The organism is Sulfuricurvum sp. (assembly GCF_041651515.1).
Taxonomy (GTDB): domain Bacteria; phylum Campylobacterota; class Campylobacteria; order Campylobacterales; family Sulfurimonadaceae; genus Sulfuricurvum.
Map to the genome: position 1 here is coordinate 17,063 of NZ_JBAZJF010000011.1, position 24,880 is coordinate 41,942.

Consider the following 24,880-nt stretch of genomic DNA (forward strand, 5'->3'; position numbering starts at 1 on the left):
TCAATCACACCTTCTTATTCACTGGACATTGGCTAATGTCCTTTTCATGTTGGCAAAATGGCTTTTCCATTTGGGCATTTGCACATAGCCCACCCCGATAGTAATATTTGCAGGTTCCACTCTTCTTTTTATCGTCTTTTGGAGTCTCCTTCGTTGCCTTTGGCTTGGGTTTGTTCTTAGGCTCTGGTTTGGCTGCCACTTTCTCGCCTACGGGTTCTTCATGGATATGTTCACAGCCAATTTCTCCTGCCATTGAAGTATTCGGTTCTTTTTCAGCCAACTTTGATTTTTTGGCCTTCTTTTCCTTCTTAATCTCGGGTTTTGGAAGTGGTACTGGCATACCTTGCTCTTTGGTGCATTTATTCCGCTGCTTATCGTAGATGTTCCAGAGCGATTGTCTTGCAGTGATGGTCTCAGCTTCCTGGAACTTCTTTTTCAATTCTTCACATACATCGCACATATTTTCAACCATCCTTTTCTATCTTCTTGCCATCCTTATTGTAAATTGCTATATATTTGCATTCTGGACATGTCCAGAAATCACACATGCCATGCACGTTCATAGTCATGGTTGCTGTGAATTTCATTGGAATATTGCATTTCGGGCAGGGGGCTACGCTGGGCATCATTGCTCACTCTCCTTCAGGCTCTTTCGGTACATTTCAGCATGTGGTCCACAGAAATGGAGCTTCACCGGGGCCATAAGTCGCCCAAACTGATGCTCTATCTCCTCTTCCGCTTCTTGCTGACATCTCCCATGCATACAGGGTATTGGGGTCTTCATTGTCCTGATGAGCATGTCAGCCGAAGATTTGGCGAATGCCGTGATGGTTTTCGAGTCGAGGTCCAAGGCTATCAAATCCTTGATTGCCAAGTCGAAGGCCTGGAGCGCTGCTAAGCTTTTGACCATCCTCTCGTCTGCCTTGTCTGTTTTCATCTGCTCACCGTCCCAGCGCATCGAGTTTCAGCATATGCACATCTGAATACTCTTTATCTTTCTCTATCATTTTCATAATGCGAATCGCCAGTTCCCTGTTTTTGGTGGTCATAGTTAGTTTAATCATCGCTCATCCCCCCTTAGTTACTCTGCCGCTGCCAGTGCATGTCGAGCATGTCATCGAGATAGACGTTCCAGTCCCGGCGCAATCGGGGCATGTCATGTCCTGCGCTGGCGGGGCTTCCTTCTGTCCATGTATGTGCTGCATGTCTCTTTCAAGTTGGATTGCGTATGGGGCTTTCTCTGGCTTCTCCGGGGCTTCCGGTGGTGTAATGCGCCGATCCAACTCAATCAGGAACGTGTACAGTACCGCCCAGGGCCATACTCCCCCTGCCGAGTTCCAAGTGTATCTCAATGATTCCTCGGGATTGGAGTCTTCAAGAACTCCGCTAAAGAAATCATAAGCATCGTGCTCATTTTCCCAATCTACCATCTTACATTCTGACCGTAGATTGTCTATGACCGGCTTTTCATTCTTAAGAAGGTCTCCTTTAGCCATCTCTTCAATACATTCATTGGCATATTTCATTGTTTTAGCCCCGTCATACTTCTTTTGCCTCTCACCCGTGAGCTTGGACAATAAGTAATTCGGATCCTTGATAGCTCCGCGCAACCAGGCCAAATCAATGCCATCCTGCCGGAGTACCCATGTTCCAATATCGCCATACAGGATTATGGTATTCTCCCTGAATATAATGAACGACTCGTACAATCGAGAGTTTGGTTTTCCCCACCGGCACTCACCCCTTGGATTAGAGCGCGAAAGAGATTGTGCAGTGTAAGGCTCAATGACCTTCAGCGCATGTTCCTTGAATCTCTCAATCACCATTGTTACATCTGGAAACATGTCCTTAATATACCCTTCTAGTTCTATTTCTACCATGTTAATCACTCCTTCTTGACCATCAGGGACCACCCGCTTTTCTCGGCGCGCTCCACAATGTCCTTGGGGGCTTCGTTAGCATTCTTGTTTATGAATGCCAAGTTCCCGAGAGGCAGGGATATGAACAGTCCCATGTGATAATCGTCAGAATAGGCCTCTAAACGCGGTTCTAGAGGCATATTAACTCGGTATGAGTCTCCGCATGGCAACGTGACCGTTGCGATGCTTCCGGCTATTTCTACGCTATGCTTATCGCTGCTAGGGTGTAGAGCTGACAATTCCCAAAGGCGATATACACATTCATGCACATCATTTCTCAGCCTTGGACATGAAATATCCACCAGGTACCCAAATTTAGGTATAGCCCGGTGATGCATCAGGATAATCCGCGAAAGCCCTGGCGTTAATTGCTCGAATGGGAAGTTTCTCGGAATTCTCTTGGAAATGCCCAGTATCCGGCCTTCTTCGATGAAATCCGGAATCGTGGGATAGAATTCCTTGCCCACCATCATAATTATGTGCTTTACCGGATTTCCATTCTGATCCTTTGTCTCGGGACTCTCGATGAGCATAGGCGCTCTCAGAGATGGCTCTCCTTCCCACTTCATGACGGGATCTAGCAGGAAATCCTCAATGGGCCGTCCATGCTCACTGGTGGCTATTTCAAAGTACAATCCGCCTTGCTTCCGGCTGCCGCAACCTCGGGAGGACATGGTTATTCCTCCTCATTAATAGATATAAGAATGCCGCCCGTTGTTTTCCCGCCCATTTTCTTCAATGTACCGTCATTTAGCATTTCTTGAATTAAGTTATATCCCGACCTTGCAGAAATCCCCCCATTATCCAAGCAATAACGAACAATCCAACATTGCGGAACCCATTTGATGGGGGCTTTTTTTAGATAATTCAAGATGTATTCTTTTCGAGTCTTTTTTAATCCCGATCTAGACAAATCTTTTTTCATGTTCACTCACTCCCAGGGAATGCGCCAGTCTTGGGTTTTGACTTAGCGCAAAGGTGCATCCCATTGCTATGCACGAATCCGGGATCGTTGCTCTCTTCCCTGGGACCAGTACAGATGATTATCTGACCGCAGTGCATACAAGTACCCTGCTCTCCTTCTTTCCATTGATGTAGTTTCTTAGTCATATTCTGCATCCTCCGTTATATAATATGTGCCAATATTCTTATCGAAAGAAATTGCTCCACGGTGAAATAATTCTTCTATAAAAGATGTGACTTTAGTATGGATTCTTTGATGATGTGAGTGGTTAGAACATAGATATAAATTATTGAGTTCATTATTACGTGGGTTACAATCAATATGATGTACTCTTTCTTCTTTAGTTAATTTTCTTCCTAAAAATTTTTCCATTACTAATCTATGAACCGCAATAAGTTTTCCATTTATTCTTCGATAAAGGTATGGCCCTATTTTCCAATCTTTTTCTGGTACAGGTTGCATTTTTATAAAGAGCATATATTTTTTAGTTCCTATCGCAGAAATAGACCTCTTGGGTAACCTCTTTGTCAATTCTTTAGGGGATTCTAATGGCCCAAATTTGCGAAGAATATATATTTCTTCAACACTCCATGCAATTCCATTCATTATTTTTCCCTCACATAATCTTTGTTCCAATAGGGAGATTTACATTTCGAACATACTTTGGGTTCATCTGATGTTCGAGGATGCCATGAATGGTCACAACGTTTACATTTTAGAGTTGGTAATTCCATGATAATACCTAAAGGTGTATATACCTAAAGGTGTATATAATATTTGCGTTCATTATAAACGCTTGAGAATTAATACGGATTTACTTAACGCGACAATGCTCTTGACAATCTCGAAATCCTTCGACTGGAACAGTATCTTGAGTTCCGGTAACGTGTACCCTGAATGAAAGTATTTATCCGTGATTCCGAATGATTGTAGATAGTGATTCGGCTTGATATAACCTCCATCCCTGGTGCAACGCAGTTCATGGGGTGTTGTCAAGATGAATGTCCCTCCGCGATTCAGAATGGTCTTAATGTTTTGAACGAAAGTGCCGAGATCGGGGAGATGCTCAATTGTTTCAATACATATGATATTTGAGAAATGGCGATATGGTAGGGGCTTGGTAACATCTCCCTGGATAAATCTGACATGAGAATAATTCATCAATTTGGCCCTCAACCTGGCGATCTTCAGGTTATTCTCAGCAAGGTCAATGCCATATACCTTGTCAGTTGGATGACGGTCTGCATAATGCAATGCAAACCTGCCTTTGCCACAGCCAAGCTCAATCAGTGAACCACTGAGCTTATCCAGTTCCGAGCAGACAAATTCATACAACTTCTTTCCCTGGGTAGTGTACATATTGAGTGCTTCTTCCGGATAACTTGAGGCGAGCATTTGGTAAAATTCCTTCAGCTCGTCACCTTCGATGGCTAGACCTCCTTTTTACACACGAATATCGTGTTTACCGCGCCATTGAAAAACTGGATATTCTCCATGCTTATGACTTTCATTCCTGCATTTTCAAACAATTCTGGTAATGGATGAGAAAAGCTATTGGCTGTCGGTAATTCCGGACTGTAATCCGCATCCGGGGCCGATAACTTGACAGGGGCATAGTTAGTGCAGTGCCACCAATGACCATTATCATTGGTCATGTCAACCATGTTCTTGATTGCATTGGCGATATGCTTCGGTGGAATATGCAATAAAACTTGGGTACTGACAATTGTATCGAATGCGAAAGGTAATGTTTGCTTGGATATGTCCAGGACTTCGAACTTGTAATTGTCGAATCCCAGGGTTTTGCAATGGGTAATCCGTTCATCTACTAAATCAGTAGCGAATACCTGGTCCACATCTTTGTACAATGGAAGGAACCTGCCAAGTCCACAGCCTATCTCGAGTAACATCTTAGGCTTGGTCTCCATTAAAAAACACTTCATGGCATAATTATCAACTGTCTTGATGCCTTCCCTGATACAACTCCACGATCTGTCTTTCCAATATTGTTGATATGTCTCGCTCATCCTATCCACCCCATTTCAATTAGCCTCTGCCCGATAGCGTTCCATTCTCTCGGGATGCCTTTCATCATCGGACAATTCTCAGTGTAATTCGGGCTTGGTACTGATTCACATGGATGGTTATCACCATATACTGTTCCCTTGTAGAATATCAATGGCCCCAAATCAGCACGCATATTTTTCAGATTGAGCTTTGCCAGTTCGTCTAGTGACTTGTGAACCTCTGCGATTTCCTCAACAGTCTCGCCATACCCAAGCCTCAGATGGACATGATATGGAATTCCGCTATTATCCATGATGACCAATCCTTTCTTGACAGTTTCCATGTCATAGCCCTTTTTGAGCCTCAATAGCAGTTTATCAGTTAGTGCCTCAACACCGACACTGGTATTGGTCATGCCGGATTCCGATAATAATTTCAATTTCTCGTCAGTGACTTCATTAATCCGGACATTGCTTTGGAATTGGACCCCTGAACCGACCATGTTCTTATGGAATTCCTTTATCCAGTCTAAGTTCGTGGTGAGCTGGGCAGATAACAGATAGATAAATTTTTGGTTCAATATTTTCCAGACTGCCTTTAAATCGTCAGCCACTACCTTCGGATTCCGCATTTTGAAGGATTTATCCGTGATAGTTGACCCGCCCCAAACGCAGAAATGGCAACGGTAGGGGCATCCCCGGGTAGCCTGAACAACCGCTACCCTATATCTATCTCTATAATGTGGATGCACTAACCAAGCGTAATTGGTTCTGCCGATTTTGTCAAACTCACAATCTCGAATTCCCCGAAGCGTAACTATTCCACTGGAATAATAGGCGATTCCTGAATTAGCAGGATCATATTTCCATTCATCGCTGAATTCATGGTCTGCCCAGTCCTTAAAGACAGTCTCAGGCTCGGAATATACCACCATATGCGGATTCGGTTCGAGCATGGCATAATCCTGAACATAGCCTGGAGGGACCGCAATAACGACCAGTTGGATTCCGTTCTGTGAACAGAATTGGGCCATTGTGTTGTAAGTCTCCCTGTGGTACTGCCATGCCAGGGGAATAACAATGATATCTGGACTCAGTATTTTCAGGTCATTAAGGTTATCAATCGCTAAATCTATGAATATCGCATCCTTGATCTGAGAAGCGCAGGATAGCAGCATTGCCGGAAGAACGAGCTTACTACTGGCCCCCCAGCAACAATCCTCTGCTTCGATAAAACCTTCTTTGACTCTCGGTGGATTCACGAATGCAATTCGCTTACCGGCTGCCAAAGTACCCCATCCTCCTGAATAGCAACAGGACGTATTCCACTATCTTTCGGGCATCATGAGTGTTTTCAACCCATTCCCTACCTGCTTTTAGATGTTTTTTGTACTCGTTGCTCTGTAAAAGTTCTATCGCCTCGATTAGACCGGCCTTTAAACTCGATTCTGTGGGGGTATTGATGAACGAGTGACCTGGAATATAGCCCTCGACCTTTTCAAGCCCTACAATGCATATCTGCCCCATTGCAAGGGCTTCTAAGGATGCAACACCGTAAGCCCCGAGCATCAATTGGTCAAAATGAATGTGACATTTCCTTCTCCGGGCCATGCAATCAACATGAGTCGTGTTTGAAATCAGGTCCAACTCGATCTCCGGATATATTTCCTTGACTTCATCGACTACCTGGAGGAAATGGTCAGTGGACTTGATTAATCTATTCGTTGGGGAATGAGAAATCAGGATCGGGCCGTTCTTTTTGTATTTTGGAGGCTTGAAATCATACGAATCTCGGTAAAGTGGTATTGGTTGCGGCAGCCATAGGCTACCGGATAAGATTTCGTTCAAGTCCGGTGTGCTGGCAGTTTGGAGTATGTTATATTCTCTGCATGACGGATTCAGGGACTTGTGGAACTTCCGGGCATAGGTGCCATTGCTGTGCCTGATAACCTTCTGTCTGGAGGATAGTTCCAATCTGAGGTCTATCATGGTCCCATCCGCGAATAAACCCTCTGTTGGATACCTGAAATCTGTTAGGCATTCGTTCAGGAATACATAATCTGCCTCGCGGAGCATGTCCAGAAATTGTTTTCGGGTTAATTGACGAGCCATGTAATCGCCCTTTGGATAATTCAGGTAATTCTCCTTGCACTGGATCATCGTGACCTTATGCTGTGGGAAGTAGTTCCGGATTGTATAGGTCAGATTGAACAGGTTGTTGGCTGTGTTATCATTGCAGAGAATCAGAATGGTCATACCTGGCTTGGAAACTGTTGGCGGTTGAACAGGTTGAGGTCTTTCAGGGATGGGTTCCTTAGTGATTGGCTTCATGATACGCGCCATATCAGATACGAAGTCTGATACTACCTTCTGGATGCCCAGATGCTTGATAACATTCCGTTTCCCTTGATCTGCGATATATTCCCGTTCTGGTTCATGGGAAAGGTAGTAGTTCACCAGCTCGGGTATTTTATCGTAGGAGTCCGGAGTTACCTCTACAATCGATTTACCATTGGCAAAGATATTCTTGGAACCGAATGGTATCTCTCCAATCAACAGGCATCCACTAGCTGCGCCTTCCAGGTATTTTTGAGTTAAGGTACCCTTGTAGGCACTGCCAGCAACAATGAATATCTTGGTCTGCTTGAGGATATCGATATACGTTTCCCCGAAGACATTCTCGGTATGCACGAAGCAATCAGTCAGTTTCTTCACGATCTGGAAAGCTTTCTGTTTGTCCTCATGCATGAAATGGCCTGGTGAAATTGAAGATATGAAGCTTACATCGATGAATTTGAGATTGCTTGATTCGTATTTCGTTTCGTCAATGCCCCAGGGAACATGGATTATCTTGGCATCCTTCATATTCCAGTGCTGTTCTTTGTATTCTTTGACAACATCCAAGCCGTCAGAAGTGCGCGTGATGATTGCATCGACTGTTACCTCACTGCAACCCCGGACGTTATCCTGCTGTCCGAATAACCAGTTATCTGCGCTACAAATGATTAATCGAATATTATTATTTTGGATATATTTCGCATTGTGATTCACAAAGTATCCTGGAATGAACCCAGTGAATAAAATATCCGGTGGATTTCCATTCAATCGCATGGCAACGATATCTTCCAGAGGCAAGTCTGTATGGCTGTCCTTGTAAAATATGAAATCCTTGAATTCATTATTGCATAGATAATCCTGAAATTGGGTCAGTAGTGGGCTTCTAGGCCGGTCTACGTCAATTATCAGGACTACTCGCTTCATTAGGGTTCCTCATTGATCTCGCGCCTTTTCTCGATGGTTTTGATTTTGGCTGTTTGTTTCGCCAGTTCTTTCCATTTGACATTGCATTCATCTTCAGTGTCATACGGGCCAAATGTTTCTTCGGTATCATCCTTATATTTGACATCAATGTACCATCTTACGTTTGCCATTGGATTATCCTCCGTTCAGCTTCTTCCATATCTCGTTATGGTATACATCTGCTTTTAATTTCCATTTATTCCGATGTTCCAGGGCTTCTTTTTGATTCTGTCTGATTGAGTCCAATGGGATCTTCGAGAGATTAATCTTTTCCACTTTCCTGATGAAACCTTTGCAGGAAAGATGAGTATTTTCATAGAGAAACTTGATTTCGTGATGCTTCAAAGTATAGTTGGACAGGTACTTGCATAATGCGTATAAATTGGCAATGCTCTGCTCTTCTTTAGAGCATTGAGCTAAGAGTGCATCCATCGACCTATGATTATATCCTAGATATTTAATTATATCCTTTTAGATAAATAGAGACATGTACCCTAATATGTGGATACATGCCTGGTAAGGTATTTATTCGATAGGATGGGTTCTATTTTTTAGCCATTCTTTGAGGTTCCTAACTATGGCCTTGGCAGCATTCTCTATTAACGCAACCAATCCGGCACTTACACCGATTTGATATGCCTGGTCATACGGCACGTTGGCAAATGCCATAATGCCTCCAATTACTGCGCCGAGCAGGATAGCAGGCACGAACTTGCTCAAGTCGAACGGTTCTGTGGTCATGCTTTTCATATACCCTATGATGGCTGCAATGAATCCGCTTCCAATCCCTATCAATATTGTTTCAATTACTGTTGCTATGTCCATTCTCTTTTCCTCCTATGTCAGCACTGAAAGTACCAGTGCAATGATTGTCAATGCCCAACCCATTCCGACAATGAACCATTTGGCAGTATCATCGGATTCTTTGACTTCCTGCTTGAGATGCTCAGTACATTTCTTTTCCTGAGTATCGGACCGATGCTCTAAGGATTGTATCCTGCGGTCCTGATCCTTATCGTTCTTGCAGATTTTGCCTATCTGCCCTTTCATTTCATCGAAACGGTATTCAATGAATTCTTTCTGATCCTGAAACGCCTGCTTGAGTGCTTCGTTTGTAACTGGTTCATCAGTCATTAATGCCCCTCCAACTGTATTCCATTGGAATAATTCAATTTAACTGCCTCCCTTGTGAATCATGTTCTGGTAGGGAGATTGAGCTGGTGATTTCTTGGACCCGGTATATTTGATTTCACTAGCCTTCAGGAGCTTACTGTTCATGGTTCCGGTGATTGTTAAATCATTGTAAACGTGGGTGATGCTTGATGTTGTGCCGGTCCTGTTATCGGTTCCAGTCACGGTCTTGGTTCCACTGACACTGACATAAGAATCTGTGGTGACAATGGCCCCCAAGTCTATTGTTAGGTCATAAAACCCATTCGTAAGGCCTACCATACCGGTAATCAGTGCGGTGGCTGTAAAATGTACATGGGATTGGCTGTACACGAATGTCCCAACAGTGCATGTCCATTGACCATCGCACGTTATTACATTCGCGCCAGATGATGTAAATGTACCATCTATTTCAATTTCTTTGAAATGGATCGGTTTCGCATTCGCAAGGGTGAGAGTTCCGGAAATGTAGATATCCCCGATGTCCTGAGCTGTCGCGTTATTGTCTGTGTATGTAGTTGTAACATTGAATTCGATGGTTCCTGTGCCATGAGTCCAACTAAATCCATTGGCTATTGTCACGTTGCTACGGATAGTGAGAGCATCGTCACCGCTGAAAAAGGTGCCTGCACCATTGAGAGATAATGATGTTATGGTAATATCGCTTTGGATCTCAAAGTCATGGTCACTGGTATACGTGATAGCTCCAAAATCATCAGTCGGTGTTTTACTGGACCATAGGAAATCATTCATACCTCCATTGGGTGATGTTATAGTTAGTGATCCAGTTCCTTTTATGTATTCACCTGTGGAATATAGAAATATCCCAACGCCAGTTGACATAGTTGCTGAGTTTGTTAGGGCGAGATTAAAATTATTTAAATCAAATATCCCCTGAATATCTATCTGTTGAAGAGTCGCGTGATTTCCGAGTGTTGTAGTAACACCAGGGTTTATCCTAAAATCATATACCTGGGGTACTTGTGAAATCCGGTTATCTGTGAATATTCCATCGGAATAATAAATTACTAGGAATCCTTCGATTGGTAAGCTTCCATCATTTAAGGTGATGAATCCATAAGCATAGGCTGAATCCAAAGAATCACTAGATTCTATCGTTAGATTATGGCTCGATACGAGTCCAGCAATATAGCAACCGCCTGCGCCAGTGGTTATGGCCATATCAAAATGCGTTCCAGAGCCGAAATACCAATGCCCACTACCAAATGTCGGTTGGCTGCCGGTTATGATGTGAGCACCATAGCCTGCTACGCCATTGATTCGAGCGTATTTAGTTCCTGTACCTATCTGGTCAATTGTGCCATTATTGGTAGATGTGGACCCATTTGAGCATGTTAAAGATGCATTGGCTGTATCGGTCTGACCATCCAATCGCAGGGTTCCGCCAAGATTCACGGTGAATGACAGGCAGGCTTCGCCTCCCTTGACAGACACTACATGGGTATTCGAGATTATTGCAATGTCCGTTATTGCCGGAAATCCTCCGCCGCCCCATGTGGCTACATTGTCCCAGTCTCCAGTGCCAGAGGATGTATATGTGGTGTTGAAAGAGAATGAGCCATCTGCGTTAACTCCAAAGAAGGGTAGCATGGGGGTACCATTGTAGTACCAGGCACGGTCTATCGGTTCCCAGCCTGGACCTTTATTATTCCATTCCTCGATTGTGAATGTTCGATCAAGGAAATATTCCGGAGGCATCTGACTCAGTAGGATGATATCTCTCAATGCTTTTGGAATCCGGATGTCACCGTCCACGATACATATCTGGTCCACAATTATCGAGACATTGGATGGTGGCACTTCGACTTCGATAGACTCATCAGTGAGATCCCATTCTATCTCGATGGAATCAGAGGTTATGCCATCCCAGGTTATTTTCCTGTCCTTGTCTGGAATGCCATTGTCCCAATTATCCGGATTGCTTGCCTTCTGATTCTCGCCGGTCCCGGTCCATCTGGTTTCCTGCATCTACGGCACCTCCACGATGACGCTCAACGGAACAATCAGAACTGAGCTGACGATGGTAGATGCATGATTCCTGTGCAGTGTTCCGACAACCAGTTCTGCCGATCCATAAGAATCAATCGTCATATCTTCCGCGCCTGTGAATTTGAGTGTCCCATTAATCAAATTGATTGTAGATTGGAATAGAATCTGGCCATCAATGCCTTCAAGGGTGCCGCCAGTGGCAAATTCTAAGTGATCCGCAAATATCACCTGTTCTGAAGCATGGGTATTATTGACTGTTATATTAAAGACGTAATTACCAGCCATTGTAATTGTCTGCTGACCTGTACCGTTGAGGTATAACGTGGATGAGTCAATGTCATAGAGGCCTCCGGTGAAGTCAATACCCCCTGTTGAAAAGAGAGTAAATGTTACTCCGGTAAGTGAGCCTGTGATTGTAATGCCATCCGTTTTCATGTCACTTCCCAATGTCAAATCGCCGGAGACGGCTGTTAAACCTATATTTTGAGGCACAACGCTGTTATCCGTGTAAGTAGTCGTCAATGTGAACGATACGGTCCCTGTACCCGCTGTCCATAGCCCTCCCGATACGATTGAGCATGTTGCTCCGTCTATTTCGATGTCGTAAGCCCCGGTTGCGGTAAATATGCCTGTTGCCCCTAGTTCAAATGCATACACATGAATCCCTGATGCTAATGTGAATAATCCAGTTATGGATATATTTCCAATATCTTTGACTGGGGAATTACTATCAGTGAATATCGTGGTCCCGTCAAAGTACCACCACCCGGTATCTGCATGGAACACGACACAGCCACTAGCAAAAGTTACATTTCCTGAGACATAGACATTATTATCGTTTGGGGCAAGGTTTAGCTGTGATTGTGATGTGGATATTGACATGTTTGCATCAACGTAAAGAGTTCCATAAATGGTGTATCTCTTGGTCGAACCAGTTCCTGAAAGAGTAAAATCGTAGAAATGCTGATCATTCGTTGTTATATCCCACATCACAGGCATACTATCTGAATCGTCAAATATGATTTCTCCATTGCTATGAATAAACGCGCCTGCGATAGTGATTGTGCTGAAGCAAGTGGTAACGCTAGATGTAGCCGTCCAGGTTGATGTCGCATCTATCGATATGCTATTCATGTCGTTGGTCCCAGTCCCCCCATCAAATGTCGCACCAATTATTGTGGTTACACTGGCTACAATTAAGTTTGATGTTCCGCAACTCATTGATGCCCCATCTATTAAATCGAGTAACGATCCTATTGATATCGTCCCAGAAGTCGCTGTAAATGTTCCTGATGTTCCATCTCCGATAAAAAGCCATTCTGACATAGTAATATTGTATGTCAATGTATCAAGTGTGGCATCATTGGATATAGATATACTACAAAACTGTGTGGAATTGTTACCTAATGAAGTCGTTCCTGCCCTATCAAATTGGAGATACCCATCAGTTGATTGTGTGAATGTTGTTGGCGTATTCCATGTTGCACCACTGTATGTAAATAATCCTGATAAGTTTGGTGCGATTAATGTTCCTGCGCTTGCCAATAAATTATCATTTATGTCTAGAGTATATGCTGTATCCGTTCCGAATATACCGCCAGCATTTATGACAACTGTGCCATTTATTGTAATTATACTTAGGTTTGGGATTAATGTCCCAGTCACAGAGGTCGCGCCATTGACAGTTAGGGTGTAATTTGTGACAGATGTGTTGAACACTCCTGATGTATTCACTACCAACGTCCCACTTATGGTGAGCGCCCGTGCCAGTGTAGTTGTTGTTGCAACACCATCATTAGTCGAAACATTATTGAAGTTCTCGCCTGAGTTGTTGTCAATCGTTGCTGTGCCGGAGAATACGAGTGTTCCTCCATTTGCATTAAAGGTCGTAAATGTAGTGGCAGCAAATGACCTGAGTATTGTGTTACCGCTTGTAGCATGGAATGTACATGCAGCAAGTGACACATTAACGAATGAATGACTTCCCGTTCCACCGTTAAATGTTATATTGTTTCCAAAGATATTGGAACCTCCATTACAAGTAAGAGTGGAATTGTTAGCATTGAAGACTCCACCATTACCTCCAAATGTAGAGCCAACGGTAAAGGCGTAACTGTTTGCAGCCGAAGTGTCCCAGGTCGTTAGGATCGTCGTAGCCATTGTGAAGAAGGTCGTTACTGTGATTGCGCTTCCCTGCGTGACCGACGTTCCTGCCGTATCTGTGACGATATTATTGAAGTTCGGAGTTACCACATTCAACATTGTAACTGTGATTGCACCCCCACCGTAAAACTTAGTGGTTCCGCTGGTCACAGTGAAGGTCGTTCCCGCGTTGACCTGCCACGTTGGCCCGCTGAACGAGCTGATTGTGTTCACAGTATGAGTGTATGTCCCACTGGACAAAAGGAATGCCCCAACTACACGGTAATAGCCGGTTCCTGCATGAGAGACAAAGCCCCCGTTGATCGTGAGGCCCCCGTCTAGGAAAATACTGAATGATACATTCTGAGATGTCAAGCCCCCTGCTGTGACAGTAGTTAATTCTGTTACGGTTATTGTACCCCCAGATGTAGCTACGGCCTTGGAGGTAACTGAAAAGTTGATTATTAATGCTCCGCCAAAAGTAATGCTCGTTAATATAAGGTAACTTCCTGATCCATTGAATGTTCCATCATGGAGTGACTTTCCCCCACCAAAGATGTAAGTCGTTGCTGTGTTGGTGAATATTATTCCTCCCCCACTTGCGGTGAATGTGCTTGTTGTGCTTAGAAGAATAGCATTCCCGTTCCCAAGAATATGAGAGCCGTTAATCGTGCAAATCCCACTCGTCATAGTGCATGTAGATGTAGCCGTGTTGGAGTTGATAGACCCAATGGTGTGAGTACCGTTACCTCCTGTGAAAACGCCACCTGCAAGAATTGTCAACCCATAAGCTGTCGTGACTCCTGTTGCTATCGATAATGCTGAGGCATTTGTCGTAAAGGTTCCGGACAGGCTAATGACATTTGACGCGGTAAGTGCAAATGAACTGGCAGCCGAAGTATCCAGTGTTGCTCCCGTATTGATTGTGAACGCGTAGAAGCCAGTGCTGTCGTTACCAAGCGTTGTAGTGCCTGCCAGGTCAAAAGTCACTGTGCCGCTTGAATTTGTAAATGTCGTAGGCGTTTTCCATGAAGCCCCTGCAAACGTGAAACTACCAGTAGCATTGGGCGCAATCAGTGTTCCTGTACTCGTCAGTAGATTACCATTCAAGTCTAAGGTGTAGGCAGTGGCAGCAGTGCCAAAAGACGCACCAGTGCCGATATTCAGCGTTCCATCTATTCTTTTCGTCCCGGTCCCTGTTGTGAATGTCCCTGAAACCCCGCCGCCAATATCCAGATTTCCGGCGATTGTGATGTTGTAGTTCCCGGATGCTACGGTTGTGAAGTTGGCTATGTCAACATTATAAAATCCAGTAGAGTTATTACCGATAGTTGTAGTGTCGCTTCCCAAGAATGTTGTTTTCCCACTGGAATGCGTGAACGTTGTAGGTGTATTCCATGTATATCCAGCATAAAATAGAAAAGTTCCTGATGAATCCGGTGCAATTAATTGCCCGGATGAAACTGCTAGATCTCCACGAATGGTCAAATCATAATCTGTTGTCGCGGTACCAAGAACGCCTGTGATTGTTACGGTTCCATCATCCACATAGATTATGGACCCTGTACTGGGAGCAATTGTGCCATCGCAAGTTAAAGCCCCCTCGATAGTTATACACGCCCCACTCGCCAGGGTCAGGGCATCACCTGTATCCACATCTAGTGTAGCGAATGTGACTACGTAAGCCCCTGAGAACGTGCAATTACTGGCAGATACGTTTCCGATGTCTCCGGCTGCAAACTCGATTGCTACCTGGAGAGTAATTGTACCAGTGTAGTTTCCTTTGACTTCGATATTTCCATAAATGCCAGCGACAACATCAACTGTGATGCCATCATTTGATACTGCACCATTGAATATCAGCTTGTCACCTGCTGCTGGCAATCCAGTATCCCAGTTTAGCGCATCGTTCAAGATGCCGGTCGCATTACCGTTGGTCCATACTCTATCAGCCATTCGGTTTCCTCTATTTCTTGGATCTCTTGAAGTCCACGACTTCTTCTACCCATTCGAAAGCCTCAACACTTTCAATTAGGGAAATCACATTATCCTTGATGTCCCAGGCTTCCGAGCAATTGAATTCGATTTTGCAGTCCTTTTGAGATATGCTTTCAAATTGCATAATCAAGGGTTTTCCTTTGGTTTTGCCTTGTTCCGGTTTCTCTTCAATGGTCAATAGATCCTTCATCAATTGACTCATTTTTAGAGTCTTTTCCGGTTTTCGCTCGTATTTGATTTCTAATTTTATCATTGCCATTAGATATTTCCCTCCTTTTTCTTAATGTAATAATCATTGATTTCAACCACTGCCAGGAATATTAACATTGCTGAGAATATACCGAGAATGTTGGCTACCATATCATCAAAGCTGAATCCGGTGGTTCCAAAGTAATAATCGAATAACTCTTTGGCAATTCCTACAGAAACAGCTATCAATCCACCGATCCAAGCGTTCTTACTGAATATAGATGTCACTAGGGTTCCAATGAACATCAGTATGAAGTGCTTTTTCTTATCAGGGGCTACCATGTTATCTGACATTTATTTACTCCAGCGTTCCTCTTCAGCTCTACGTTCCAAGCGTTCCTTTCGCTTATCCTTGCATTTGAAATTCGGTAAATTGTAAGTGCCGCCTTTCTTCTTGAGCAAACCTATTAGAGCTGACAAATTATTTATATTTTTCATATGCGGATATTGCTTGTGAATGTCCTCGATTGAAACTGTGATCGGGATAGTTGAGCCATTCTTTTGCTTGATTTTAGCACAAGCAGTTCCGTTTTCACGCACTTCCAGACAAGATACAGGGATCTCCATATGTTCCACCTGTCTAGCTCTGAGTGCCTCCTATTGCCCAGTATCGCCCGTTCATGTCTACGCTGGCATTGGCATCTGTGAATCTCCACCTGATGTGAATGGGCATACTTGCAGTGCATGTTACGGTCAATTCAATGTCGTCCTGGTCCTGCGCCCCGGTCAGGGTTGTCAAGGAATGCCTGCGATAGTTCGTGCCGTCCGGGGCTCGGAGTATCTCGATTTCCATGACCTTGCCTGCAATCATGTTTGAAAGGTCAAACACTGCATGGACATCAGCATACGGGGTTTTCGAATCGGCCCACACCGATCCGAATGTAGATGGCTTTGCGCCCTGGGCTTTGACATCATACCAGGTATTCTGAACGAATCCGGACTTGGTAAACGTAGCTTCGCCCTTCTTGGTTGGTGTTTGCCGCAATACCTGCTTGACTAGAGTCTCAACGAATTTCGCCATTGGATTACTCTCCTGTCAATTTCAGTATGATTGAAGCAATGTTGTTCACTACCCCGACATTGGCAATAACCAGATGGAGTTCCTGAGTGCCATCATCATCTACCAGGGGCAGCCTGCATTCTGACGAATTGCAGTATTCCCCACTGTCCAGGATTGGGTCTTCCAAATCCTGATGGCAGATGTATTTATTGGTGGGTACCGTAGTTCCTTGTTTGGTGTCCTTTGAATAGAACTTGACCCGGACGTTTGTTTCAACGTCCATTACCACTGCGACAGATGTAATCATGCCCAGGTCTTTCCAGCCTGTGAGGTCCAGGACTACCTCCGCACCGGCTGCGATTGCGCCAAGATCGGAGGATTCTATCTTTTGGATTTCAGCAAGCCTCGCAAACTTCATCATGTACTTGACTCGGACATTATCGGTCCCTGTCGGGGGAATGGTTGATGCCCCGAAGGTCACGACCCGGCCTGAAACGGAATATTGCGAAACGCCAACACCCTCTTCGATGATGTTCCAAACCCCATTCTGGTAGATTGCTACCTCGAGAAGAGGTTGAGATGGTACATTTGTGAGATAGAAGGCTGTTTTCGCGCCTGTGCCGTTCATGTATTCTTTGCCTTCCTCGACAAATGCCATGCCCTCGACAGTGACATCACCGACAGTGGATGAGACGTTTATCTCCGGGATCTCAGTGTTCACCCTGTTTCCCACTTGCATGAGCAGGATGGACTCCAGGTATGCCATTGTGTAACCTGTTGCGGTTACAAGGGTGCTAGACTCGTATATTTTGAGAGATATGTACCGGACCTTGTTCAACTCCACACCGTTAGCTCCGATGGCGTTTGGCGCGTTGTTGAGGCCCACTGTGATGAAATTCCAGCCTTCTGAAAGGTTGTCCATGTAGAAATCCCACTGCGAATAGTGCGAGCTGTCACTGAACAATTCGAGCATCATGGCTCTGCCGAGAGTGTTGGCATCATACTGGGATGGAAATACGTCTTCATCGGGAATGTACATCCAGAATCCGAGTACATCATCATCGGACATGTCTATGAGCGTTGTCGCGCCAGCATCATGCTCCCAGCATCCTGCGTATCCTGTCGCGGATTTTGTGACTGGGAAAGAATAAGATGCGCGCTCATCGTGCCTGGTTGCCAGGGACGTTTGGGCTACCTGAATATCGGCATCCCTTTCGTTAGCGGGTGGCAATGCGCCATGATATAGGTCCGGAACGAAGCTTGTGCCAATCGAGCTTATGGCTGTGGTCCTCAAGCGTTGGGATGGCTGCCTGCCGTCTATCATGCTGGAAACTGAGACATCTCCACCGAATTCCACCTCAAAGGGGAATTCTGAGACTGTCCGGACTATGAACGGATCTCCCTGGGACCAGTACACCCTCATGGAAAAGTCATAAAGACCACTGCCCATGATGGCAGCCACATTGTAGGCACTGCCATAGTAGTAGTCATTGGTCGAATCCAGTGAAACCAATATGGCTTGGCCTGAATTGTTATTGATGACCAGGGTATACGTGGACCCTGCGGTTAATTCCGGGGAATAGCCTAGGTCTGTCTCGAAATCCCCCTCTGTCCATTCGAAATCCGTATCTGGCGTAGTGGACAATAAATCTGAATTTGCATTGATGTCAATTGAATTGAATACTGCCTTCAGGCCGGTATACGTTCCGACAGTGCCACCGGAGACTTCATGGATCTTGACCTCGATGTTTCCTGTCGCGGTTCCATCAATCTTGAATCTCATTTTCAATTTCGCAAGGTCAAAATGAGTCATGTTGACCTTCGTATCAACTTTGAATGTCTGGTGATAATCTGCATTTCCGTTGGCTATGGACTGAATAACCTTATCTGATGATGTCGGATTACAATCCACTACCTCTTCCTCAACGATCCCGGTCTTAACGTGGGTATGGAGGTTTTGGATCATCACGTTCAGGCTTTCATCTTCGGGCAATGCCGGATAGACCATGAGTAAGTTGCGGTCATATGACCCAACTTTCTTTTGGATGGCTTCCATTGAGGCAATTGCGTATTCCCCCTTCCGATCTGTCGTTGGCATTTCATTGTCAATGACAAAATTCTCCTGTGTTTTGGAGACCCTTCGCAATACTACCAGTGAGCGATTTGCAATTAAGTCTCTAGCCCTTTCACCAGTTAATCTGCCTCTCTCGTATTTGTCAGCCATTCTGTTCATCTCCTATTCTGACCACACGATTCTATCACGCATAATTAAAAATGATGGGGGGAATAAATCCCCCGATCATGTTCGGGTACAACGTGTCCTCACGATGTCAACAACTTACTGCTTTTCCAGTTCGTTGATGATCAGGGTGAAGCTGGTCACGGTTGTGCTGATCGTACTGGCAGACTTCAGGGTTATCTGAATCTTGCTGCCACTCTTCGCGCGCTTCGTGTCCTCGCAGTTGAAGAACAGCCTGTTGTTCCAGTCTGTTGCCGAGCAGTTCGACAGGATGTAGGAATCTGTCGTCAGGATTCTGTCCAACTCCACTCCGGAGGGGGACACTATCTTGATGACGAGCGTTCCATTCACATCTGCGCTGCTTGCATTGTGGATTGACCCGTACAAGTACGGGGCGGTCCTGTCTGCATCTGATCCTCTTCGGACAGGTGCAAACATGTACTCCAATCCATCTGGGACGGCGTTGCTTTCTGCAATTACTGTTTCCGCGTTCGCAGTGTTGGCAGTAAGAGTGAAGTCGTTGCCACTGGTCAGCACTCTGGGCCTCACTTTGTAGACCATGCCGGTTATCGGGTCGGTATACAGAAGTTTGCCTTTCTCGTCGGCAATCAACTGCTTCTTGGCCCTGGCCTGGTCTATCATTTCGGCGCGTAGTGCCTCGTTCTCTGCCCGGATTGTCTCAATCCGGGACTGTCTCGGTCCTGTTGCGGGTGTTGTCATGTTTTTTCCCTTCCTTTTTGCCTGCCTAATTAGGTAGGCGGTCCTTGACTTATCTTTCTCAGTGGGCATTGAGATTCCTCTCATGCGTTTGTTTAGCACACTTCAGGTTGCCCCGTTGTGTACCTTTACTTTCCAACAAGCAAGAGTGACAATAGTCTACTGTACCAGGCCTTTGATGTCCATTGGCGATTCGGCATAGGTGTTATCGTTCGCACCCATGTCATCCTGAATCAGACCTACATCGTCTGCCGGAACGTAGCCGAGTCCGCGCTTCAAACTTGCGTTTTCTGCGAGTAACTCTGCCAGTTCCTGGCTGTCCTCCTCGGCATATCCCGAGTAAGGGTGGTTGCCACTGAGCAAACTCGGATCCCACACATCAGAGAGTCCCTTCAGAGCCGGAACCATCATCTGCGGATTGCCGATACCCTTCAATATCACGGTTTTCACCGAGTCAATTGTTGGGATGCCCTTCAGGTCGAAGGGTCTCACGGCATCATCTGACATGCCACCACTCACGCGAATGAGCGATGTCACGACATCGATGGCAAACGATATTCCTGCTCCAAGGAAAAATCCACGAGCGTACGGCTTGGACTTTGAGTATCTGTTCATTGCGAACGATCCTCCCAGCCAATACACTCCATGTAGAACTGTTCCTGCCCAGTCCTGGCCCGTAACGACTTTGGTGATTCCAGATACAGCACTGCCTCCAAAGAACCCAAGGAGTCCGCCGCCGATGTCATGAAGGGGCTTCTGTTTGGCCTTCAGGTTCGGTAAACCGGACTTGAAGATCTGAACCGGGTTCCGCCTGCGCGGGGAACTCCTTCTCTTTGGGTTCCTGCGCTTCGGGCTTCTCCTGGCTGATGCCCTTCTCTTCGGGTTGGTTGTCCTTGTTGTTGTGGTCTTTGTGGTGACAGTTCTGGCCTTTGGCTTTGCTTTTGGCGCGGCCCTCTTTTTGGCGCTCTTCCTCTTCGGAGCTTTGGCTTTCTTCCTTCCGAAGAACGGGTTTTTCTTGCTCTTCGGTTTCCGGCCTCGCTTCTTCGAAGGATTTGCTTTCATCATGGACTTTGCCATCGCGTGTGCCTGTTTCATCGTTTTACCCTGCTTCATGAACTTCCCAACAGTTTTCTGGTAGGAAGAGGGGTTTCGCTTGCGCGAAGCCTTTTTTCTTGGGTTTACAATGCTTATGTCGGTCATGTTATCTGTCCTCTTTTCTTGCACGGTTGTCGCCACTATGCGTGATAGCTTTGTGTTGACGAGTCCTTAAATTTACATTTTAATATATAAAGTTGTTGCATTCAAAATAAACTATTATCTGAGGGGTAAAATGAATATGCATGTCCGCATCATTATCTTATAGCCAGCTTCTTGAACACGATAACAATAATCATAATCCTCGCCCTTGTATTTCATGTTGATTTCTATATTATTTTCATTATCTAAATCTATCCGTTTTTCATATAGGTTTTCAAATTTATATCTCTCAGGATCGAATCTCACCTTTGAAAATACGTCTCGGCTGATTAGCATTCCACTGGAACCCATTGCCCAAAATATCTTCTTGCCATACTGATTATTGGCATGTGGAATGTACATGGTGATTTCATCAGCTTTACGATATACTTCAAAAAAATGCTTTTCATGGTCTTCAGTGGGGAATTCTATCGGTGTCGCATGAGCTGTCGTTCCGTCAAAATCTTTTTCTGTTCCCCTGGCAACGATTACAGGCACAACTACTCCAACAGGATCGGGATTTGATGTGTTGATAAAATCCGTGTTCAGTGTTTTCCGCATTTTCATTAATCCATCTGGGCTTAGAACATCGTCTCCGCCGAGTATCAGCAGTTGCTCATACCCGTCATGCATGGCCTTGTCAATCGCCATATTGCCACACACAGACATGAGCCAGTATAGATTGGTAGTCAGTGCGAGGTTTCCCTGGCCTTCGATTGCCATACTCTGATCGTCCTTCAACGGACCGGCGTTGATTACTGTGCCTTTGGGGAAAATGGCCTTGACTCGCTGATAAAATTCTTCTGAGGAATTATTCACAACAATGTAAACATCTTTTGGGGATAGCCCTTTTATTTTCTTGATGCCGGTTGCCCAATCGTCAAGAATGTCTGCGTTGCCCTCATACTGAGCAGAAAATAACAAAGTCTTTTGAGATTGCTTCAGGAAATCCTTAAATTGGCGGCGGTGTGACATGATATTACCGACACAAGATTATAATTAAGATATAATAATATATGTATAGAAAAAAAGGAGGGGGGATGTTTTGGCACGAAGCCTAGGTTGGAGAGAGATTCCCCCCTCGAGTGGGGAAGAGTTTAGATGGAATGAAGCAAGTTATTGACAGACGGAAACAAACTTTGATCCGCGCATGGATGTTATTTCCACCTTACATCTATGGCAGAAGTTTGCGTAGTTTTATGCCTTCCCTTGCCTCAAGATAGGATAAGTGCGTTCAAATATAAATAATGTTCGTTCAGAAGTATATTGTGGGCCATCAGAGTGTGACTAGCGGTTGTGACATCCTCCAACGAATGAATATCGTTGGCTTCCTGCTTCATTGACATTACTTGCCACCTCCCGAAAGAGATGGTAGAGGTAGTGCCTCCACAGGCGTTTTAAAGAGTTCCCCACTGCCCGTAGGTAATCTCTTTAATATGTTGAACGATGCGTTCAAGTCCCTATCGGCTGAAAAACCACACTTTGTGCAGACATGGAATCTATCCGATAGAGATTTCTTGACCACCGTTCCACACCGTGAGCATATCTGCGATGTTCCATCGGGATTGGCATAATACACAGACCCACCAGTTTCTTCCACTTTGTAGGCTGTGTATTGCATCAATTTACCCCAACTCGCATCGCTGATTGACTTTGATAGGCGATGATTCTTGAGCATATTGCGTATGTCTAAATTCTCGAACACCACAATATCCCCACTATCTGCCAGTTTCCTCGATGCCTTGTGCAGATAGTCGCCTCTTTGCCGTTCTACTTTACGATGTGCTTTCGCTAATTTCCTAACGCACTTTCTTCTATTTTTGCTACCTTTCTGTTTCCTCGCTACTTCCCTCTGGATAATCTTCAACTTTATTTCTGATGCTTTTAGATGTCTGTGTCTTGTTATGGTTTCGCCGTTGGATATTGTGGCAAGTGTTTTCAACCCGACATCAACACCGATTTCTGTCTTTGGTTGCTTGATTAGTGCATCTGGAATACTAACCATTATCGTTGCCCACCAATCGCCAACCCTATCTATCTTGATATTGCAGGTTTTCATATCGCCTTTTATCTCACGGTGTTTGAACATCCTGACTTCTCCGACTTTTGTTAGATATAGTCGCCCACTTTCCCGCACTCGAAAACCATACCTGTCGTATGTGATGCTACGATACCTATCTGCACTCTTAAAGCGTGGAAAACCCGCTTTCTCCTTATCCTTGACCCTGCGGAAAAAGTGAGAATAAGTTAAGTCCAGTCGCTTGATTACATCCTGCAATGCGTGGGAGTATATCACTGTATATTCTGGGTTGTTCTGCTTTAGTTTGACTAAATCCCTCTGCTGTCCAGCACTGTTGAGTGACGTTCCTTCTTTGTGAGCAGTTATTCGTTGTTCCAGAGCATTGTTATACAGCAATCGGCATAGGTCTATGTTGTTGCCAAGTAGTTCTGCTTGTTTCTTATTTGGGTATAGCCGAAACTTATATGTTCGTTCCATATCTGCACAGCAGCTATTAGTCCTCGACCTTATTTAAATGTTCGCTTGACCCACGACTAAAGTTAGTATTTATTAATAAATATTGAAGTGAAGTGTGCTATGTCGGCTCCTACATAGCACGTTGAATTCGGACCGTTGTAGCGTTGAAAGGGAGTGTCGCAACCTACCTACAGAACTACAACGGCCCTAGTGATTGGAGAATACTCTGTAGGCAAACCTATATTCGTTTCAGTGAGTATAAATCTATCTATGCTTCAACAGGGTACCGTTCCCTGACAATAAACTTAGGCTGTGTCATGTCCGATAATCTGTTTGTGGAATTTCGGACAGGAACCTGGACGATCCTCCGCTTTATGTATGGCGGATGATACAAAAACGGTACATCATGCGTGACTTCCATCGGGATTATAACTTTCCTTGTCAATGGATCAAAGTATCGCTTATCGTTCCTGAGCTTCTTTGGTAACTGGTCCCTATATTTCTCATCCAGCAAGCCAACTGCGACGATGTGATTATAATTATTTGGTGACATTGGTTTTTGTGCCAGCATTATGTAGCCCATTGGAATTCCAACAGATTCTCCCATTGAGGATATCAGCGTTTGAGAATCATCGCAATCTCCCGATCCCATTTCTAGCATTCGGTATGGGTGAACAAAGGTATCGTGGTTGGATTTCCTGATGTCATAAGTATAATTCATGTTCCCTTTACCTTGCTTGGCCCAGTCATGGATGCCTTTCAATACTGCCATGTGGTCATGACCGTCAATGTTGCCAGCTCGGATAATCTTTCGAGTCTGCTCAAGGACCAGGGGATGCTCCCGGCCTGCTGGGATCCATTCCTGCTTATTCTGGTTCCAGGTATCATTCGCTATCAGGTCCACAAGTAGGCTGCCAATCTGTTGATATTTCTTCTCAGTTGGTAAATTGTCTGCAATATGTACCCTGGCGATATTCAGCCAGTCTCGATTGTATGTTCCTTGAATCGGAAAATACTTCACATTGCTTTTATTTTGGCGATTTACGCCAAGGCTTCCCCTCAGAAAATCTATTAGATCGGCAGCATCATGAATCATCATCCCTGCACCTAAGCCTATCGCAATTGGAGACCAAGTTTTATCATCAAATATCAGGCCACCTGCAAGCAATGGAATGCCTACCTGGTAATGGTGAGGCACATATTTATCCTGTCTGGTGAGTTGGGCATTCAGCTTGCCATTCTCGCCTTTTCCCCATACCACGTTTTTACCAACCTCTGCAATAATCAATCCTGCGCCAAATGAGGCTCCGGCCTTGAGCATGAAATCTTCTTGTTTTTCGTTCATTTTCAATTATACATTATATAAATCCTAATATAAAATATTTGTGCATTCAAAAATAAAAGAAACCTGGATAGCTGACCAGGGGAAAGAGTCTGAGTAATTAAAATCCGTT

At 44.8% G+C, this 24,880-nt stretch carries 26 protein-coding genes; all 26 read right to left on the reverse strand.

Annotated features, from left to right (window positions below; genetic code table 11):
• Positions 1-4 precede the first annotated feature (4 nt).
• Positions 5-472 carry a hypothetical protein gene (locus tag WC407_RS13595; RefSeq protein WP_373023221.1) on the reverse strand — a complete coding sequence of 156 codons (468 nt, stop codon included), beginning with the start codon at positions 470-472 and terminating at the stop codon, positions 5-7.
• A 153-nt stretch (positions 473-625) separates the two neighbouring features.
• Positions 626-937, reverse strand: a complete 312-nt coding sequence (locus tag WC407_RS13600; protein WP_373023222.1) for a hypothetical protein — start codon at positions 935-937, stop codon at positions 626-628.
• A gap of 4 nt (positions 938-941) precedes the next feature.
• Positions 942-1,064, reverse strand: a complete 123-nt coding sequence (locus WC407_RS13605; RefSeq protein ID WP_373023223.1) for a hypothetical protein — start codon at positions 1,062-1,064, stop codon at positions 942-944.
• Positions 1,065-1,067: 3 nt separating this feature from the next.
• The gene (locus WC407_RS13610; protein WP_373023224.1) at positions 1,068-1,880 is read right to left on the reverse strand and encodes a hypothetical protein; all 813 of its coding nucleotides are present in this window, start codon (positions 1,878-1,880) and stop codon (positions 1,068-1,070) included.
• A 5-nt stretch (positions 1,881-1,885) separates the two neighbouring features.
• A complete protein-coding gene (locus WC407_RS13615; protein WP_373023225.1) occupies positions 1,886-2,593 on the reverse strand; it encodes a hypothetical protein in 708 nt (235 codons plus the stop codon).
• A gap of 2 nt (positions 2,594-2,595) precedes the next feature.
• Positions 2,596-2,844: a hypothetical protein gene (locus tag WC407_RS13620; protein WP_373023226.1), complete on the reverse strand. Its 249-nt coding sequence runs from the start codon at positions 2,842-2,844 to the stop codon at positions 2,596-2,598.
• Between the two features lie 177 nt (positions 2,845-3,021).
• A complete protein-coding gene (locus WC407_RS13625; protein WP_373023227.1) occupies positions 3,022-3,489 on the reverse strand; it encodes an HNH endonuclease in 468 nt (155 codons plus the stop codon).
• A gap of 180 nt (positions 3,490-3,669) precedes the next feature.
• Positions 3,670-4,278: a class I SAM-dependent methyltransferase gene (locus WC407_RS13630; RefSeq protein ID WP_373023228.1), complete on the reverse strand. Its 609-nt coding sequence runs from the start codon at positions 4,276-4,278 to the stop codon at positions 3,670-3,672.
• A gap of 35 nt (positions 4,279-4,313) precedes the next feature.
• A complete protein-coding gene (locus WC407_RS13635) occupies positions 4,314-4,910 on the reverse strand; it encodes a class I SAM-dependent methyltransferase (protein WP_373023229.1) in 597 nt (198 codons plus the stop codon).
• Entirely contained in the window at positions 4,907-6,178 is a 1,272-nt protein-coding gene (locus tag WC407_RS13640; protein WP_373023230.1) for a radical SAM protein, read from the reverse strand. Before WC407_RS13640 ends, WC407_RS13635 begins: the two co-directional genes overlap by 4 nt.
• A complete protein-coding gene (locus tag WC407_RS13645) occupies positions 6,165-8,150 on the reverse strand; it encodes a glycosyltransferase (RefSeq protein ID WP_373023231.1) in 1,986 nt (661 codons plus the stop codon). Before WC407_RS13645 ends, WC407_RS13640 begins: the two co-directional genes overlap by 14 nt.
• On the reverse strand, positions 8,150-8,320 hold the full coding sequence (locus WC407_RS13650) for a hypothetical protein (RefSeq protein ID WP_373023232.1): 171 nt from the start codon (positions 8,318-8,320) through the stop codon (positions 8,150-8,152). The genes WC407_RS13645 and WC407_RS13650 overlap by 1 nt, the downstream gene beginning before the upstream one ends.
• A 394-nt stretch (positions 8,321-8,714) precedes the next feature.
• Complete coding sequence (locus WC407_RS13655; RefSeq protein ID WP_373023233.1) at positions 8,715-9,014, reverse strand: hypothetical protein; 300 nt, start codon at positions 9,012-9,014, stop codon at positions 8,715-8,717.
• Positions 9,015-9,026: 12 nt separating this feature from the next.
• Positions 9,027-9,323: a hypothetical protein gene (locus WC407_RS13660; RefSeq protein WP_373023234.1), complete on the reverse strand. Its 297-nt coding sequence runs from the start codon at positions 9,321-9,323 to the stop codon at positions 9,027-9,029.
• A gap of 39 nt (positions 9,324-9,362) precedes the next feature.
• Complete coding sequence (locus WC407_RS13665; protein ID WP_373023235.1) at positions 9,363-11,348, reverse strand: hypothetical protein; 1,986 nt, start codon at positions 11,346-11,348, stop codon at positions 9,363-9,365.
• Entirely contained in the window at positions 11,349-15,467 is a 4,119-nt protein-coding gene (locus WC407_RS13670; protein WP_373023236.1) for a beta strand repeat-containing protein, read from the reverse strand.
• Positions 15,468-15,477: 10 nt separating this feature from the next.
• Positions 15,478-15,768, reverse strand: coding sequence for a hypothetical protein (locus WC407_RS13675; RefSeq protein ID WP_373023237.1), 291 nt, complete (start codon positions 15,766-15,768; stop codon positions 15,478-15,480).
• Positions 15,768-16,052, reverse strand: coding sequence for a hypothetical protein (locus WC407_RS13680; RefSeq protein ID WP_373023238.1), 285 nt, complete (start codon positions 16,050-16,052; stop codon positions 15,768-15,770). Before WC407_RS13680 ends, WC407_RS13675 begins: the two co-directional genes overlap by 1 nt.
• Complete coding sequence (locus tag WC407_RS13685) at positions 16,053-16,325, reverse strand: hypothetical protein (protein ID WP_373023239.1); 273 nt, start codon at positions 16,323-16,325, stop codon at positions 16,053-16,055. It abuts the gene before it with no gap.
• Positions 16,326-16,338: 13 nt separating this feature from the next.
• The gene (locus tag WC407_RS13690; RefSeq protein ID WP_373023240.1) at positions 16,339-16,779 is read right to left on the reverse strand and encodes a hypothetical protein; all 441 of its coding nucleotides are present in this window, start codon (positions 16,777-16,779) and stop codon (positions 16,339-16,341) included.
• A gap of 4 nt (positions 16,780-16,783) precedes the next feature.
• Positions 16,784-18,982: a hypothetical protein gene (locus WC407_RS13695; protein WP_373023241.1), complete on the reverse strand. Its 2,199-nt coding sequence runs from the start codon at positions 18,980-18,982 to the stop codon at positions 16,784-16,786.
• A gap of 114 nt (positions 18,983-19,096) precedes the next feature.
• Positions 19,097-19,786: a hypothetical protein gene (locus WC407_RS13700; protein ID WP_373023242.1), complete on the reverse strand. Its 690-nt coding sequence runs from the start codon at positions 19,784-19,786 to the stop codon at positions 19,097-19,099.
• Between the two features lie 87 nt (positions 19,787-19,873).
• Positions 19,874-20,950 carry a hypothetical protein gene (locus tag WC407_RS13705; protein ID WP_373023243.1) on the reverse strand — a complete coding sequence of 359 codons (1,077 nt, stop codon included), beginning with the start codon at positions 20,948-20,950 and terminating at the stop codon, positions 19,874-19,876.
• 78 nt (positions 20,951-21,028) lie between these two features.
• Positions 21,029-21,925 (reverse strand): glycosyltransferase family 2 protein, encoded by an 897-nt coding sequence (locus WC407_RS13710; RefSeq protein WP_373023244.1) that lies wholly within the window; start codon positions 21,923-21,925, stop codon positions 21,029-21,031.
• A 370-nt stretch (positions 21,926-22,295) separates the two neighbouring features.
• The gene (locus tag WC407_RS13715) at positions 22,296-23,447 is read right to left on the reverse strand and encodes an RNA-guided endonuclease InsQ/TnpB family protein (protein ID WP_373023245.1); all 1,152 of its coding nucleotides are present in this window, start codon (positions 23,445-23,447) and stop codon (positions 22,296-22,298) included.
• A gap of 247 nt (positions 23,448-23,694) precedes the next feature.
• Positions 23,695-24,771: a hypothetical protein gene (locus WC407_RS13720; protein ID WP_373023246.1), complete on the reverse strand. Its 1,077-nt coding sequence runs from the start codon at positions 24,769-24,771 to the stop codon at positions 23,695-23,697.
• Positions 24,772-24,880: the final 109 nt, after the last annotated feature.

Excerpts from the sequence above, each read along its gene's own strand:
- WC407_RS13635 (WP_373023229.1), bottom strand. The coding sequence starts at position 4,910 with ATGAGCGAGACATATCAACAATATTGGAAAGACAGATCGTGGAGTTGT.
- WC407_RS13595 (WP_373023221.1), bottom strand. The coding sequence starts at position 472 with ATGGTTGAAAATATGTGCGATGTATGTGAAGAATTGAAAAAGAAGTTC.
- WC407_RS13710 (WP_373023244.1), bottom strand. The coding sequence starts at position 21,925 with ATGTCACACCGCCGCCAATTTAAGGATTTCCTGAAGCAATCTCAAAAG.
- WC407_RS13645 (WP_373023231.1), bottom strand. The coding sequence starts at position 8,150 with ATGAAGCGAGTAGTCCTGATAATTGACGTAGACCGGCCTAGAAGCCCA.
- WC407_RS13610 (WP_373023224.1), bottom strand. The coding sequence starts at position 1,880 with ATGGTAGAAATAGAACTAGAAGGGTATATTAAGGACATGTTTCCAGAT.
- WC407_RS13625 (WP_373023227.1), bottom strand. The coding sequence starts at position 3,489 with ATGAATGGAATTGCATGGAGTGTTGAAGAAATATATATTCTTCGCAAA.
- WC407_RS13655 (WP_373023233.1), bottom strand. The coding sequence starts at position 9,014 with ATGGACATAGCAACAGTAATTGAAACAATATTGATAGGGATTGGAAGC.
- WC407_RS13665 (WP_373023235.1), bottom strand. The coding sequence starts at position 11,348 with ATGCAGGAAACCAGATGGACCGGGACCGGCGAGAATCAGAAGGCAAGC.
- WC407_RS13700 (WP_373023242.1), bottom strand. The coding sequence starts at position 19,786 with ATGCCCACTGAGAAAGATAAGTCAAGGACCGCCTACCTAATTAGGCAG.
- WC407_RS13695 (WP_373023241.1), bottom strand. The coding sequence starts at position 18,982 with ATGGCTGACAAATACGAGAGAGGCAGATTAACTGGTGAAAGGGCTAGA.
- WC407_RS13685 (WP_373023239.1), bottom strand. The coding sequence starts at position 16,325 with ATGGAGATCCCTGTATCTTGTCTGGAAGTGCGTGAAAACGGAACTGCT.
- WC407_RS13670 (WP_373023236.1), bottom strand. The coding sequence starts at position 15,467 with ATGGCTGATAGAGTATGGACCAACGGTAATGCGACCGGCATCTTGAAC.
- WC407_RS13660 (WP_373023234.1), bottom strand. The coding sequence starts at position 9,323 with ATGACTGATGAACCAGTTACAAACGAAGCACTCAAGCAGGCGTTTCAG.
- WC407_RS13720 (WP_373023246.1), bottom strand. The coding sequence starts at position 24,771 with ATGAACGAAAAACAAGAAGATTTCATGCTCAAGGCCGGAGCCTCATTT.
- WC407_RS13680 (WP_373023238.1), bottom strand. The coding sequence starts at position 16,052 with ATGTCAGATAACATGGTAGCCCCTGATAAGAAAAAGCACTTCATACTG.
- WC407_RS13605 (WP_373023223.1), bottom strand. The coding sequence starts at position 1,064 with ATGATTAAACTAACTATGACCACCAAAAACAGGGAACTGGCGATTCGC.
- WC407_RS13650 (WP_373023232.1), bottom strand. The coding sequence starts at position 8,320 with ATGGCAAACGTAAGATGGTACATTGATGTCAAATATAAGGATGATACC.
- WC407_RS13630 (WP_373023228.1), bottom strand. The coding sequence starts at position 4,278 with ATGCTCGCCTCAAGTTATCCGGAAGAAGCACTCAATATGTACACTACC.
- WC407_RS13615 (WP_373023225.1), bottom strand. The coding sequence starts at position 2,593 with ATGTCCTCCCGAGGTTGCGGCAGCCGGAAGCAAGGCGGATTGTACTTT.
- WC407_RS13675 (WP_373023237.1), bottom strand. The coding sequence starts at position 15,768 with ATGGCAATGATAAAATTAGAAATCAAATACGAGCGAAAACCGGAAAAG.
- WC407_RS13690 (WP_373023240.1), bottom strand. The coding sequence starts at position 16,779 with ATGGCGAAATTCGTTGAGACTCTAGTCAAGCAGGTATTGCGGCAAACA.
- WC407_RS13620 (WP_373023226.1), bottom strand. The coding sequence starts at position 2,844 with ATGAAAAAAGATTTGTCTAGATCGGGATTAAAAAAGACTCGAAAAGAA.
- WC407_RS13600 (WP_373023222.1), bottom strand. The coding sequence starts at position 937 with ATGAAAACAGACAAGGCAGACGAGAGGATGGTCAAAAGCTTAGCAGCG.
- WC407_RS13715 (WP_373023245.1), bottom strand. The coding sequence starts at position 23,447 with ATGGAACGAACATATAAGTTTCGGCTATACCCAAATAAGAAACAAGCA.